The 14,439-nt window shown below is 58.6% G+C and carries 12 protein-coding genes and 1 tRNA gene; 7 read left to right on the top strand and 6 right to left on the bottom strand.

Features of this window, described 5'->3' with window-relative positions; genetic code table 11:
- Window positions 1-306 precede the first annotated feature (306 nt).
- The 3 genes from V2I30_RS13500 to V2I30_RS13490 are packed head-to-tail and all read right to left on the bottom strand — an operon-like array spanning window position 307 to window position 2,226.
- Window positions 307-1,197: a hypothetical protein gene (locus tag V2I30_RS13500; RefSeq protein WP_330662696.1), complete on the bottom strand. Its 891-nt coding sequence runs from the start codon at window positions 1,195-1,197 to the stop codon at window positions 307-309.
- Window positions 1,194-1,931, bottom strand: coding sequence for a hypothetical protein (locus tag V2I30_RS13495; protein ID WP_330662695.1), 738 nt, complete (start codon window positions 1,929-1,931; stop codon window positions 1,194-1,196). The genes V2I30_RS13500 and V2I30_RS13495 overlap by 4 nt, the downstream gene beginning before the upstream one ends.
- A 28-nt stretch (window positions 1,932-1,959) precedes the next feature.
- Entirely contained in the window at window positions 1,960-2,226 is a 267-nt protein-coding gene (locus tag V2I30_RS13490) for a hypothetical protein (RefSeq protein ID WP_330662694.1), read from the bottom strand.
- Between the two features lie 299 nt (window positions 2,227-2,525).
- On the opposite strand from V2I30_RS13490, the gene V2I30_RS13485 reads away from it, so the two are divergent.
- The 6 genes from V2I30_RS13485 to V2I30_RS13460 all read left to right on the top strand — a co-directional run bounded on the left by V2I30_RS13485 (window position 2,526) and on the right by V2I30_RS13460 (window position 12,311).
- A complete protein-coding gene (locus V2I30_RS13485; protein WP_330662693.1) occupies window positions 2,526-3,887 on the top strand; it encodes a hypothetical protein in 1,362 nt (453 codons plus the stop codon).
- Between the two features lie 226 nt (window positions 3,888-4,113).
- Entirely contained in the window at window positions 4,114-6,039 is a 1,926-nt protein-coding gene (gene zorA / locus V2I30_RS13480) for an anti-phage ZorAB system protein ZorA (RefSeq protein ID WP_330662692.1), read from the top strand.
- Window positions 6,039-6,767 carry an OmpA/MotB family protein gene (locus tag V2I30_RS13475; RefSeq protein ID WP_330662691.1) on the top strand — a complete coding sequence of 243 codons (729 nt, stop codon included), beginning with the start codon at window positions 6,039-6,041 and terminating at the stop codon, window positions 6,765-6,767. Before zorA ends, V2I30_RS13475 begins: the two co-directional genes overlap by 1 nt.
- Window positions 6,764-8,170 carry an EH signature domain-containing protein gene (locus tag V2I30_RS13470; protein WP_330662690.1) on the top strand — a complete coding sequence of 469 codons (1,407 nt, stop codon included), beginning with the start codon at window positions 6,764-6,766 and terminating at the stop codon, window positions 8,168-8,170. The genes V2I30_RS13475 and V2I30_RS13470 overlap by 4 nt, the downstream gene beginning before the upstream one ends.
- Window positions 8,164-11,976, top strand: a complete 3,813-nt coding sequence (locus tag V2I30_RS13465) for a DEAD/DEAH box helicase (RefSeq protein WP_330662689.1) — start codon at window positions 8,164-8,166, stop codon at window positions 11,974-11,976. The genes V2I30_RS13470 and V2I30_RS13465 overlap by 7 nt, the downstream gene beginning before the upstream one ends.
- Complete coding sequence (locus V2I30_RS13460) at window positions 11,973-12,311, top strand: hypothetical protein (protein WP_330662688.1); 339 nt, start codon at window positions 11,973-11,975, stop codon at window positions 12,309-12,311. The genes V2I30_RS13465 and V2I30_RS13460 overlap by 4 nt, the downstream gene beginning before the upstream one ends.
- A gap of 210 nt (window positions 12,312-12,521) precedes the next feature.
- Here V2I30_RS13460 and V2I30_RS13455 read toward each other — a convergent pair.
- Window positions 12,522-12,597: transfer RNA gene (locus tag V2I30_RS13455), tRNA-Trp, on the bottom strand.
- Window positions 12,598-12,738: 141 nt separating this feature from the next.
- Between V2I30_RS13455 and aat the strand changes: the two genes are divergently transcribed.
- Entirely contained in the window at window positions 12,739-13,479 is a 741-nt protein-coding gene (gene aat / locus V2I30_RS13450; protein WP_330662687.1) for a leucyl/phenylalanyl-tRNA--protein transferase, read from the top strand.
- Here aat and V2I30_RS13445 read toward each other — a convergent pair.
- Together V2I30_RS13445 and V2I30_RS13440 are read right to left on the bottom strand one after the other, a co-directional pair.
- Window positions 13,428-13,940: a DUF2155 domain-containing protein gene (locus V2I30_RS13445; RefSeq protein WP_442896941.1), complete on the bottom strand. Its 513-nt coding sequence runs from the start codon at window positions 13,938-13,940 to the stop codon at window positions 13,428-13,430. The two genes, aat and V2I30_RS13445, sit on opposite strands and share 52 nt — an antisense overlap.
- Complete coding sequence (locus V2I30_RS13440; protein ID WP_330662686.1) at window positions 13,941-14,396, bottom strand: NADH:ubiquinone oxidoreductase subunit NDUFA12; 456 nt, start codon at window positions 14,394-14,396, stop codon at window positions 13,941-13,943. It lies immediately after the preceding gene.
- Window positions 14,397-14,439 lie beyond the last annotated feature (43 nt).

Below are 14,439 nucleotides of genomic sequence, written 5' to 3'. Positions count from 1 at the left end.
CAACAGGAACCGTTAATTTTCAGAACTTTCATAAAGCAATGCAGGCAGGTCCGACGAAGGAGGACCTTCCTGCCCTGTTGCGCCTGTAAATTTAGGGCTGACTGCCCTTGCCAACCCTCGAACTGCGTTGAGGCGGTTGGTCTGCTCGACCCACTACCACTATAGCAAGGGTCGGACCCTTGGGACACGCGGCATCTGGGCAGCGCGCCGGTATGGTTAGGCAAGGTATGCATGCCTTGCGACACGCCTTCCACTGCACTTGAGGCATGGTTGGTATGGCTATTGCCATTCGACCCGCGGAAAAGCCTAGCTATTCAGCGACAGCAATTCGGACCGGGTGGGGACGAATTTCTGGCGGTCGGCCAGCCAACGGCGTGCAACATCGTTGTCGATACCACCGCGCCCCTTGATGCCAGCTTTGGCCAAGGCATTGCGGGCCGCGACTTCATTCATCTGGGCGAGGTATGCAAGTTCGCGAACCGAGAGTGGCAGCCAGGTCTCCATCTCGAACTTCCAGCGAGCGAACGCTGTGCCGATTGTGACCCGCAAGGGGCTCTCCGGGTCACCCATGGGTGACGTTGTGCTGATGGTCCCGGCGGAGGCGCCATCCATGAGGGAGCCGAGGTCATCCCATGATTCCGGACCGAAGGCCTCCGGCTTGCCCGTCTGAAACGCGCAGTCGTAACTGGCTTCGATCAGGGGTGTGGCTCGGAAACGCGACAGGTCCACTTTGGTCGGATCTGCATCATCATAAGGTTCTCCCGCGTCATCCGACGACGGGAAACCCAGAAAGGCCTCAGCTGCTTCGTAGCTGCCCCAATGGGCAATCATCGCCGCCTCGGCGACCAAGGCCTTCTGCAGATCGCGCAGGACGGCCTCGCGGGGGAATGGGGTCAGCGGGTCCGCTGACGGAATGGCACCTTCCGCAACTTCATCCTCTTCGGTCAGCGACAGCTTGCCGGCGCTGATAAGGGAAGGCGGGGTGCCGTCACCGGCGGACATTCGGATTGAGAACCCCTTGCGAACCAGCCGCACCGCCTCAGCGTAGTCGGTCGTCAAAACGGCGTTCTTTCGGTAGTGCAGTTCGCTGCCGAACGACGGATCGCCGAGGACGAAATTGCCGTGCCTGTCTCTGTAAGGGTGTTCGGTCTTGCCGGTTGTGGGGTTCACGCGACTTATGACAGTCTGCTTGCTCATGCCCGCACTCCCAACGATTTCGAATAGAAGAGCTCGAGTGCCTCGCGGCTAGCCCGGATTTTCTGTGCATTCGTCTTCGGCGAAAGATCCGCTTCTGCCTTGTCGCCGAGGAAGAATGCGATCCTTTCGTTGTTCGCGCCGCTGGGATGAGGAAGTGCGGGAGCGATTTGATCTTCGCGAAGCACCCCTAGCGATACGAGGTGGCGCAGAGCCGCCATGGGCTTGTCGCCCAGAGGCTGCCACACGGCGTCTCGCAATTGTTGAGCTTCTTCAGCAAGTTCGTTCTCGACCAGCTGCCGAAGCGCAGGAGAATTCAGCATCGAGATCTGCCCGTTAAAATTCGCGCCGTCGTAGAACACGGGGTAACGAAGGGCAGAGGTGAAATGAACCTTTCCTTTGGTCGCGGGATTGAATGCCTCAGACAACGAGCGCAGGCCAAGGAGCTCATTGGCGCCCACTGCATCCATGAGTTTGACGAGGTTTGCCCGCATCGCGCCTCCGAAGCTGGCCGCGAACTTTGCCGAGCGACTGGCCTCGGCGGGAGCTTCGCCGCGCGCGATCGCGGATCGGTAAGCAGCGTTGGCGAGATCACGCTGCTGCGCACCAGGCGTGATTCCGACGATGACGAGCTTGGCGCCGTTTTCGATATGATCGAACGCTGAGCGCTCGACGCAGATTGGTCCCTCTTCGGCGTAGATATGGAAGAGGGTGTCATTGTTGATTTGAGTAGCCACGATGGTGGATCTCCGATGTGTTGTTGGGTTAGCGCTTGAGGCGCTTGGTGCGGTGTGCAAGAGTAATGACGCGGCCGTTTTCAACGACGGCGTAAGCATTGAGCAGCGGTTCGACGAACCGCAACGCTCTGCTTCCCCCGAAGTCCCGGGCGATGCGCTTGCGAGCCTGCTTGTCCATGAAGAGCACGTCGGCTCCATCATGGCGGCAGCTAGCGCCATATCGCTCGAAGAGCTCGACGGCCAAAGGCGGAATACTCCGTTGCTGGCTGCGTTGGGTTGCGTGCCGCGTCATCATACTACTGCTCCATTACGTGTGAGTTGATACCTCCCAGTAGAAGGGTGCCGCAAGCATTACAAGAGGGTTGTTTATCGCTCATAACTTTTTTGTAGTGTCGCGGTCAGGAGAAAATTTGGAACGCCTCAGCCGGGAGTTGCCGGCCGCATTCCGACAGCAGAGAACCATCAGTCTCTTCGATTGCCGCTTGCGGCAAATCATGGATCCTCGGGTCTTAGGCCACGAGCTTACCACGAAGTATCTGATAAACCTTATAGAAGGGATTTCTCCCGCATGGCACCCTAAAGGGAGACGCCAGGATGTTCAGCGGGAATCAGGATCAGTTTGCAGTAATTACCAATAAGCGTCTTGAGAGTTTGCTCGATGGAATGGATGCAGGAAATGGGATATCGCTGGCTTCGGCTATCGCGGTAGCACTCGAAGTAGATCGGCGCATCAGCCCGGCCTCCGACGAACGCTCGACCGCTATCTCGGATGACGCCCTCATCGATCTTGCCGTCGATGCTCAATACACTTTCACCCACCCAAATTCACAGACTGCGCTACCGTTTGGCACGATCCTCGAATCGAAAGCTCTCGGCGAGATTCTGATTGGCGGAGAGCGCTGGGTGTTGGATGCAGGCCGACCCGGTTTGCATCCCGTCTGGACGACGCGTAGGGATGCGCATGGTCCGAACCTCGAACGACTGCATCGACACATATCGAGGCTGACGCGCAACCTAGCTTGCCGCCGCCTTGGTCTCCCTCAGCCAGCGCTGGTCTGCGACTTTGATGAACGACACCTCTTGCACTTTGAACCGCACGCGGAGGCTGGGGGCGTTGTCCTTCAATGCTGGGCGAATGGAACTGGTGCACCCAGGTTTTGCAGCGCTCTTCCGGCACAGATCGAGGCATTCGCGAAAGCGATTGTATTGGATATGCGCGCGTTCTGGAAGCAGCGTAAGGAGGTGGCGCGACAGGCAGCTGAGGTCCGCCACATCGTTACACCTTTTGTGGAGGAATATAACTCTCAGGTCGATGCGATAATTGTCGGCATGAGCTTCCAGTCGAACGACGATGACCTGGACTTTTATGTGCACTACGTCGGAATTGACGAAGCCATGAGGCGGGGTCTCGTCCTTGACATGATTCCGGCGTCTAGGCGGAACCTAGTCAAACATGGTCACTTCATTGGACCGAACCCAAGAATCGCTTACGGCCCAGAAGAACTTGCAAGTCTACGTAGCCATGGAGCTGACGGGAGGATCACGGAATTAGCTGCGGCCATCCTCTCATCAGGAAAGGTGGACTCAAGCCAGATACTTCACGAACTCGCCCGCTCTTACGATGTCACCTTTGAACTCTCGACAACCGGTGCTCCCCTTTTCGGTGCACTGTATTGGTCTGGCGGAACAATCCATGCAGAGTTGTCTAGGCATGCGGCGTTGAATTGGTCGCGAGACAGGCTTGAATTGTATGGAGTCGAGCTGCCGCAAGCGAAGCAGATCGCGATGAGCGGGAGACCTGTTTCAGAATTGGCTGATCTCCCATTCGGAGGAGACATCATCGTGGAAAAGATCGAGACGCTCTACAGCGGCATTCGCCTGCACGTGGGCGAAAAGCCTTATCTAATCGAACTTTCGTCCGGGAAGATTTGGGAGTGTCCGGAGGAATTATTCTGAAGATATGGCCTAGGTTCATTTGCATCGACAAGAGCACCCGGCAAGCCAAGTTCAAGTCTCAAAAAAACATGAAGTTGCGGCGACCTACCTTGGCGCATACGCTCGGTTTCGATAGGGTTTAGACCGTTCGGGATTTCTTCATGCCGGTTGCGCGGTCCGTAGGCTCGGCCTGCGAAGGCTCTAGGTCACAATAGCCTGACACGTTCGAATGCTTCTTGGGGGTTGCATGGAAATTACGGAATGGCTCGGTCACGGGCTCATCTATTTCTTCACAGAGATACCAATCATCGGCGATGCGATGGCGGCTTTCCTGGCGGTTGTGCTGATCGGCGCCGCGCTCGTGATCGCCTACCGTTACAGGCGCAAATATCACGCCCCTCTTGCGGACGCGATCTATGCGCGTGTCCGCCTTCTCGATGAAATAACGGGCGGCAGCACCGCCGATGTAGACCAGGCGCGCCTCGAGTTCGCGCGCCGCTTCAACGACATTGATGAGCAAATGATGGAGGCGAACGATCCCGAGGCGCTGCCTTTGCGCAGAACTTGGGAGGAGTATCGCGAGACGATTGTCGATCCCTCGGCAGAGGTTCTTCAGAACTCCGCACGCCCCGAACACTTCTTCGTCAATTTAGGCGACCGCCACCGCGGGTTAAATTGGTTTGCCAATATATTCATCGCGCTGGGACTTCTAATCACTTTCCTGGGCATCATCGCGGCCCTTTCGACACTCGATTTCAGCGGCGGTGTCGACGCGATGCAGGAGCGGCTCAATGACTTGATGAAGGTCGCTGGAGCAAAGTTCTGGGCCTCGGTAGGAGGCATTGTGGCCTCCATCATTCTTCGTTCCTATGATTACCGGTTCGGCAAGCGGATCAATGACGGTCTGTCCATACTCTGCGACAAGCTCGAGCATGGGATGGCTTATCTGCCACCGCAACGGATCGCGAGCGATCAGCTTGAACAACTTAAAGAGCAAACGCCGGCACTCCGCACCTTCTCAGAGCAGCTTGCTGCCGCCCTCGACGGGGCTTTGGAGAAGCAGATGGCTCCCATGATCACCCATCTCGGATCGATCCAGCAGGGCATAGACAAGATCAGCGGCGGCGGTGGTGAAGCCGTCCGCGACGCGATCGCTTCAAGCGCTGGTGCCGAAATGGCCGGGCTGGCGGATGCCATTGGCGCGATGACACATTCCATGGCCTTGATGTCTGAACGGATAGAAAAACAGAGCGGTGAAGCTGATCGCCAGATCGAAGAAGCTGTCAGGCGCTTCGGTCAAGCCTCGGAAGAAATGCGTTCAGCGTTTGGAGAACTTAATCGTAACTTCGGCGTTGTTGCTGACCGCATGCGGGAAGAAAATGAGCAGGCCAGCGAGCTTGCGAGGCAGCGGATGGACGAACTGCTGAGCAATCTCGGGAATACACTTGACGAGATGAAGTCCGGTCTCGCCTCTGCTGCGAGCCAGATGGGTGAAGCGTCTGCACAAGCCGCGAATGATGCGGCCCGGATTGGCCAAGAAGCAATGGAAAAATCTTTCTCGGAGTTCGTTGAACGGTTCAATCAGACTGGCCAACCGCTGGTTGGCAGCATGAAAGATGCAGGGGAAGCTATCTCATCGTCTGCAAATGGTCTTTCCAGTGCGCAAAACGCCATCGGAGATCATGCGCGTGCGATTGAGCAAGTAGCAGCGCGATCAAGTGATCTCGCTACTGCTTTCGGAACGGTGGCCAACGACGTCGAGGCGGCTACGGCCCCTGTCCGTCAGTCGGCAGCTTCCATTGCTGAAGCAGTCAAATCCGTTGAATCCATTGTTTCAAACAATGCGCAGTCGTCCGAAAGCGCACGCGACGAGATGCGCCAACTTGCCGCAGCGCTAAACGAGACTGCAAGTGCCGCCTCCTCCGCATGGTCTGAATATCGCGCTCGCTTCGAAGACGTGGACAGGGCTCTAGGCGATGCGATCGAGAAGATTTCCGACGCTGCCGGCAACCATGCTTCGAACCTCAACGAACGGGTCGGCCAGATCGACAAAGCGCTAGGCGATGGAGTGGCGCAGCTCGCCGGCGCTCTCGAACCTCTCACGACCTTGCGGGATACCGTCGAGGAACTTGCCGGCATCCTTGCCAACCAGAACAGGGAAGCCGCTGAATAATGGAAGGCGTGGTCCGCCGGAAGCCGCCTGAGGAGGGCGAAAGCTATTTTATGTCCATGACGGACATGATGGTCGGCTTGCTTCTTATCTTCATTATCCTGTTAGCCTACTTTGCCCTCAATCTGCAGACGAAAACCGAGGAGCTGACAGGCGCTAACAGGACCCGCGCCGAGATCCTCAACGATTTGCAGCAGTCATTGAAAGACCGAGGGCTCCAAGTGGAAATCGACACCAAGACCGGAGTTCTGAGGCTCCCCGACGACGTCCTGTTCGACAAAGGCCGATGGGAACTGACGGAAAGGGGGCAGGCCGCCATCAGCAAAGTTGCCAACGCCATGGTCGAGGTCCTGCCCTGCTATACCGCTTCCGATCTTTGCGAAGGCGAACGCTCACCGCACTTGATCGACGCTGTCTTTGTCGAGGGGCACACGGACTCTGATGTGATGTCTGGCGGCATGAACAACTATGGACTTTCGGTGCGCCGGGCAGAGACGACCTTCACCATGCTCCAGCGCAACCAACCGGCCCTGCGCGGTTTTCTCAATAGACCGGCGGGAGAAGACGGCTCGGCACCAATCCTCAGTCTGAGTGGCTATGGTCCAGACCGTCCCGTCGATCGTGGAGATTCCGAAGAAGCCAAGAAGCGTAATCGACGGATCGACTTGCGCTTCCTGATGACGACGCCAAGCGCTGGCCTCGATCGCGACATTTTGCGGCAGGAGAAATGAGTTCGCTGCGGTCTGCAATCGCGAGAATGGAGGCCTTGGCATCCGCCGGGCTGGCGAAACCTCCGACGACACAGCCCGAGTTACGGCGACAATTGGCCAAGCTCGATGCATGTGTGGGTGAAGCAGAGCCCGTCATTGAACTCAAGCCATTCCTGCGAGGCGCGGCCGATACGGGTGCAAACGGCTTGCCGCGGTTCCAACTCAACAGGGTTCTGCGCGGAGCATGGTGCGACACAGAGTTCGATGAGCTGGGCGTAGCGGCGCTCGAACGGGCCGATGTCGATCATCGGCGCAGTTCGGACCAGGCTGTGATCGACGGCTACCTTACCTATTTCCCGAAAGGCCGCTCGATCATGCCGATGCTAGCAGAAGCTGCATCCCGCGCTGCCGTTCGCCATAACTGGGCGTGGCGCGAGCGTGGCGCACGCTGGGATCTGTTTAAGCCGGAGATAGGACCAGCTAAAGTGGCACGCGATTTTGTTACGCACGATGCAGATGGCATTTCCTTCTTGATGCGCGAGACGGGCCTTGGCGCAAACCTTGCGGCTAGCGGGTTTGGTCAAGCAACTTTCGCCGAGACCTGCAAAGCAACCGCAGAGCTTCAGCCAGCAGAAGCAGTCGGCCCGCAGCGCAGTATCCTGCGTATGTTTGATACCGAAGCGCAGGCAGGACAGTTGGAACTGGTTGTTCGCGCCCTGCTCGAGCCCTGGATCAGCACCAAACCTGAACCCGAGCATCGAAAGGCGATTTCCGAATTTCTGCTCGATCAGGTGGGTGATCCGCGTCTCCAGCGCACCCGATGGGACAGGATCGTGCGATCGCTCGCTGAGTCGATCGGCGAAGAACGTGCGCGCGAGGTTACCCAGATATTCAAGCGCTGGCTTACCGAAGTCGCGATGCGCGAGTTCTTTCGCGCCATCGCAAAGACTACGGATCGGCCCGATCAGTGGGCACAGCGCGAGAAATTCTGGATGGCATACCTCGATGAGGGCCTTGTCAGCGATGCCTGGCCCGCCTTGGGAATCCGGGCGCGCAATAGGATCGAGGATCTCATTCGTCAAAGTGGTGAACGCCCGGAATATGGCATTATTCGGGGCGGTCCTGCCGCGTCTTCATCCATCATCATGCAGATAGGCGACCTACGCATATCAGAATGGAGCGATAACGGATCCTGCCGCTTCTGGAGTGACACCGATCCAGGTGCACCGAAACTCTACGCAAAGGTATACGACGGCGGGAAGCTACGGACCACCAGCGGGAGGTCGGATTTCGAGTATGAGTCTCACGTCCCCGCGAGTCCTGGGTGGGAAGGTAAGTTCGCCGGTATCATCCATCGCCGGACATCAATTGCGCATCCCCATTTCGGGAGAGGCCGGGGCCGCAACTGGAATGATCGATGGTAACGACCAAGTTCATTGCCACACAGAGCGAGGGCGGCGGTGAGACGATTGCGCTTCTCCGCGAACAGCAGGGCGGGCTATTCCGGCGAGCATCGAACCAGATCGTGCCGGTCTCGGAGTGGCCCAGAGTAGCCCCCGAAGCTGGGCAGGCCGCTCTGGCACTGGCTCGAGCTCTCGATGATGATGGTCAGATCAGTGAAGAGGCGGAAGGCATAGTCCTTCCACCGGAGATCGTCGCACGGCTAGATGAGGCCGACGCATTCGCCCTCGGTCTCCCGCCGGCAACGTCGATGACCCTTCAGCTCAACTCAGGGGGGTCGCTCGCTGAGGGAACAATCAAAGTCGATACGAAATGGGTTCGCCGCGGTGGCCTGCCTGTTCGAGCCGACATCGCTGGCGCGCGTCTTCGAGAAGGCGGGCGTGTCGGACGGATTCCCGAGCCGATATACTCGACCTTCCAGTGCGCACTTGCGGTCAACGCGGCTGATGATCCCGATCAGCGCCGTGCTGCATTTGCCGAGCTTCGTTCGACGCTCGGAGACCACATCGGCACCGGGATCGAGGCGGATGGCTTTCTTGAGCGTGTCCGGATTGCCTATGCCGCCAATTTTTCGCTCAACGCAAAGACCGACCATGGACGTTTCGATTTCGACCCAGTCCTCTTCTCGAGAAACGTAAGCGAGAGCGCTGAGGGCGACCTGGTCGACGAGGAAGAAGCGTCGCTACTTACCCCGCAGGACAATCAGCATTTTCAGCGCAGGTTCCGGGGCCAAGACGGCGGGCGGCGAAGCTATCTGCTTTCAGACGGGACCCTCCTCTTTCTTGACCCGATGCTGGGAAAAGCCCTCGACATTGTGCGCGCGAAGCAGGTGGGCACCTCCCAGGAAAGGCGCGAATTTTTGCGCTCCCCACAACGTGTCATGCGAGAGGAGCTCGAACTAGACGCGAGTGGCGACGACGAAGCCGCTGATCGCCTCTTTATCGAGACACAGCAATTCTCCGAGCGGGTCAGCGGGATCGAGGTCTGGCAAAAGCCGGTCCTTCCCTGGATCAAACCCAAACCAAACAGCTGGCTACCAGAAGGATTTGGCCTACGGATCGGAGATCCACCCGATGCGCGCCACGTCCAACTTGCGCCTGGCGAAGCCGAAAAACTTGCTTGTGACGTCGAGACGGCGATCGATGCAGGCAAAGAAACAGTAAGCTGGGCTGCTGATGAAATCCCGGCTACTCCGGCGACACTTCAGGCTACCCGCGCAATTGCGAACCTTGAAGACGAAATAAGTCGAGTTCGCGAAGAGCGCGCGGACTTCGAGCTATCACCGACAGAGACTGCTGAAATCTTCTTCCTTCAGGTCGGTGAGAATTTCGAGCAACTAGATTATGCGCGCCTGCCTCGTCCGAGTGCGGGAGTGACGTCTTTTGAGCTTCCTGAGCTCCCTGACGGCATGAGGTCAAATCCCAAGCCTCATCAGGTGCAAGCGTTCGCCTGGTTTGCAGAAGCTTGGGAGCGGCGACTACCGGGCGTTTTGCTCGCCGACGATATGGGGCTCGGAAAGACCTTCCAAGCGCTGATGTTCTTGCTGTGGGTGCGCCAGCGATCATCACAACGGAAGCCCGTTCTGATCATTGCGCCAACCGGGCTACTGCGAAACTGGCAAGCCGAAATTTCGCAGCATATTGATGCTGGCCTTTTGGGGCCGGTTGTAGAAGCGTTCGGCGCAAACCTGCGAAACTTTCGTCTTGAAGCTGGAAGCGATATCCGCGGTGGAACATCGCGACTGGACGTGTCCGAATGGGCTAACGCCGGGATCGTGCTGACGACCTACGAGACGATGCGTGACTATCACATGAGCTTCGCGCGTATTCCCTTCGCGGCGATCGTCTACGATGAAATTCAAAAGCTGAAAAATCCTGCCAGCCAAATGACCCGCGCGGCAAAGGCCTTGAACGGGACTATCCAGGTCGCAATGACTGGCACCCCAGTCGAGAACCGATTACAGGATCTTTGGTCAATCGCGGATACGGTGTATCCGGGCTTCTTGGGGTCTAGCCGAGAGTTCGAGAGCAGCTTCCCGGCGAACGATCTCGATCGACTTCGGGATCTGCAAAGCCGTCTGACCGAACGAGACGGAGAACTGCCACCCTTTATGCTTCGCCGCATGAAGGACGAGATACTCACGGGTCTCCCGGAGAAAAGTTCACGTAAATATTCGGTCAAGATGCCGGCGGCTCAAGCTCAGGCTTACGACCTAGTGCTTGCTAGGGCCCGAGCACTGCGGGAAAGCGGTGAGCAGGGAGCGATGCTCAAGGTCCTCCACATGCTGCGGGGAACATCGCTCCATCCCTTGCCGCCGCGCGGCATCACGGACATCGATGAATACATCGGACAATCTGCGCGATTGCAAAAGACCTTCGATATCCTCGAAGAGGTCAAAGAACGCGGCGAGAAGGCACTCCTTTTTTGCGAAGATCTTGAGATGCAGGCATTTCTCGCAACAGCGATTCAGGAGCGCTTTTCACTCGATCAACGTCCGATGTGCATCAGCGGCAAAGTAGCTGGCCATAAACGCCAAGAGATGGTCACCCGGTTTCAAAGTTCACCAGCACCCTTCGACGTTCTTATTCTATCGCCGAAAGCGGGCGGTGTTGGACTGACAATCACCGCCGCAAACAATGTCATCCATCTTTCCCGGTGGTGGAACCCTGCGGTCGAGGACCAGGCGACTGACCGGGCTTACCGGATCGGACAGACTAAACCGGTGACTATTCACATCCCGATGGCTGTCCATCCAGATGATGCGATCGGCCCCTCGAGCTTCGACGAACGTCTCGATGAACTGATGGAGCGCAAGCGATCCTTGAGCCGGGGCCTGCTCCTGCCACCGGAAAGCGAACGAGACGTGGAGGACCTGCTTTCCGACGTGCTCGATGGCCGCCCTTCAAGACCGCAGGATGCGAGCAGCTTGCTCGGCATCCCCAAAGAGATTGAGACGGATGGAGAAGGTGATCGGCAAGAGGTCGGCGATCAAGAGCCTGACTCATCCTCTGCTTTACCACAGGCGTCAGAGATCAAAGAGCCAGCAGGTGATGGCAAGATTCCCCACCCGCTCGAAAACTCGACCGAGGAAGATGACGCTGAGGCAGCCACCGACGATACAACCAAGATATCTCCATCGAGTCATTCCTCGGAAGAAGCAGCGCCTTCGGAACCGTCCAGGGCCGCAGAAAATGTCCGCCCCATCGACGCTGGGGACCAAACTCGCCGCCCCATCCTGTCAGTGCGCACGCCGGTTGAAGCAGCAGAGGCGCGCGCGCCATCGGTTCAACGGGTTGTCTTCGAGCAATACGGGCAGCGAGACTGGACTATCTTCGAACAATACGCTCGCGATGCACGAATAGACTGGCTCGAAATCCAGGATCCCTATTGCTGTGCGAACGAGCAAGCGCGAGGGCGCCTGATTAACTTCATCAGTCGGTTTGAAGGCCTCGCTTCTGAACTAACGACCGTCCAGATCATCGCTTTTGATGCAGACTCGGTGCAATCGCGCACGCCGGAAAGCACGCCAGAGCAGCGCCGAGACCTCGAAGAGCGCTGGAACCGCATGTTCCCTTCCGTATCTCTTCATTTAGCGCAGAAGTCCCGGCGATCGACTGGCGATCTGCATGATCGCTTCGTCAGGGCCAAGCTGGAGAATGGAGACCGCGTAATATGGGATTTGGGTCGAGGCATTGACGGCGTCATGAGTGCACGTTGGTCATGTATAGTGAACGCCTTTTACGAAAAATTTGCGGGGGCTTCAAAATGACCAATCTTCAGAAGCTGGAAAGGCAGTTCGATCTTGCGATGTTCGAGGTCTATCGGCGCGCGAAGGATGAGGCCGGCTACAACGCAACGATTTTTCTCCAAATGCTCTCTGACACCAATGGGCGGCGCACCACGAAGGCACTCATCAATGCAGCAAAGCCCTCAGATGGGTATACCGCCCTCTACATGCGAGAACGTCTGGACCTGACTGTCGAAGCTTTGGTCATCGAAGACCCGCGCTGGCACGCCCTTTTCACTGAGGTTGAGCTTAAACGGGCACTTCGACGATTGAAGGATTATTGCTACGACCCGCGCTCAACGCCCAAACCCAGCTAGATCATTCCCTTACGATCGCGGTGGATGGCGAGATCGTGCATAGGCGTGTGGACAAGCCAGTTTTGTAAGGTGATCGGCTTGCAACTCGAATCGTCTCGATTCATGGTGCCTATAACGAAACCGCGACGAGGTGCCACGGCAAGGTGCCACGCGGTTTTGAATCGCAGGGAAACCTGAGCCTTTCCAGGCATTTGGTATATTCCGGAAAAATGGCAGGGGTGACAGGATTCGAACCCGTGGCCCTCGGTTTTGGAGACCGATGCTCTACCAACTGAGCTACACCCCTGCAGGAGGCATCGCGCTCTATCGCGCGCGTTGGCGATAGGCAATATGTCTTTGCCTCAGGCGCGGCGGTATGCGCATCGGTGAGTGCTTTGTCGGATTGTGCCTAGAACCGTGCGCCTAGGGCGCTAGACTGAAACATCCCATGCATTCGCCCCGGCACCCATCCTCGCGCTCTCCCATACCGGTGGAAACGCTGCTTCTCGCCTATCGCAGCGGCATCTTTCCGATGGCCGACCGGCGCGACGACGAGGAGATCTTCTGGGTCGAGCCGCGCGAGCGGGCGATCATCCCGCTCGAAGGCCTGCACGTCTCGCGCTCCTTGCGAAAGGTGCTGCGCGCCGATCGCTACCGCGTGACCATCGACGAGGCCTTCTCAGAGGTCATTCGCGCCTGCGCCGCGCCGCGTCCGGGCCACCCCGAAAGCTGGATCAGCCACCGGATCATCGCCAGCTACGAGGATTTGCAGGCGGCGGGCCATGCCCATTCGGTCGAATGCTGGACGATCGGCGAGGACGGCGAGCGGCAGCTGGCGGGCGGTCTTTACGGCGTCGCCTTCGATCAGGTGTTTTGCGGCGAGAGTATGTTCGCGCGCGCCGATAATGCGAGCAAGGTGGCGCTCGCCTGGCTGGTGGCGATGATGCGGCATGCGGGCTACCGGCTGCTCGACTGCCAGTTCATGACCGATCATCTGGCGGCAATGGGCGCGGTCGAGATGCCGCAGCGCGCCTATCTCGAACGGCTGGGCGAGGCGCGGGCCAGCCCGACGGTGGACCTGACCCGCGCCCATGCCCATTTCGCCGGCGGCGGATCAGCCGATGCGGGCGCGGGCGATCATTCGTCGCCCGGAAAGCTTATCGCGCAATCCTTTACCCAGACGTCGTAGATCGGGTGTTCGACGACGTTGAGGCTGGGGCTCTCCTTGAAAAGCCAGCCCGAAAAGACACGTGAATGCTCGCTCGCTCCGCGGCCGCGGACATCGACCTGGACGAAGGCCCCGGTTTCCTGCGGAAACTCGTAAGGGGCGGTGCGCTCACACGCTTCGAGGCGCAGGATGACCGGCCCTTCTTCCGCACTTTCGCCCGGGCTGAGCTCGAACTCCCGGCTAACATTGTTACGTTTGTTGAGGAGCCCGATCGTCGCCACGCGCTTTGCCATCGGGGTTGCGCCTTCGACCTCTTCGCCCGGCGGCGGCGCGGCGCCTGCCTCGGCCTGTGGCGGGGTCTCTGCGATATCGGTCGCGGCCGGGGCCTCGTCGGCAGGCTCGGCCTCTTCCTCCCCGCACCCGGAGAGCGCCACGGCGAAAGCGGCTAAGCACGAGAAGGCGCGCGGCCCCATGCCGTTCATTCAGTCGTTGCCTGCCTGCATATCCGCATCCGGATTCCAGGCCTCGTAATCACCATCGGCGCGCGCGCGCTGTCCGCCACGTTGCAGCGCGCCTTGCGGGAGATAGGCATCCGCGGTGCCGGTCGCGTTGGGGGTGTAGTCCACCTCCCAGATGCGGGCGGGCGGCAGATGGCTTTCGGGCACGTCGTCGAAGGCGCCGTGGAGCCAGCCATGCCATTCGCTCGGCACGCGGCTGGCATCGTTGGGGCCGTCATAAATCACCCAGCGACGCTCCTTTTGCGTGTAGGAACCGTTGGGCTTGCCCTGCGCCGCAGGACCCTTGCGCGCGGCCGAGCGGAAATAGCGATTGCCCTGTGCATCGGTGCCAACATGCTCGCCGCCCACGCGCTTCGCCCACCAATGCGTGCCGAGCGTGGCGCCGTTCCACCAAGTGAAGATTTTGGACAAGAATCCCATGGCCGCGCCGTTAGCGGATTAGCGCCGGCGAGAAAAGCGCGAA

It is taken from the genome of Erythrobacter sp. (assembly GCF_036351135.1).
Lineage (GTDB): Bacteria > Pseudomonadota > Alphaproteobacteria > Sphingomonadales > Sphingomonadaceae > Erythrobacter.
Note: the sequence above shows the minus strand (reverse complement) of the source record. Positions and strands in the feature narration are given on the sequence as shown.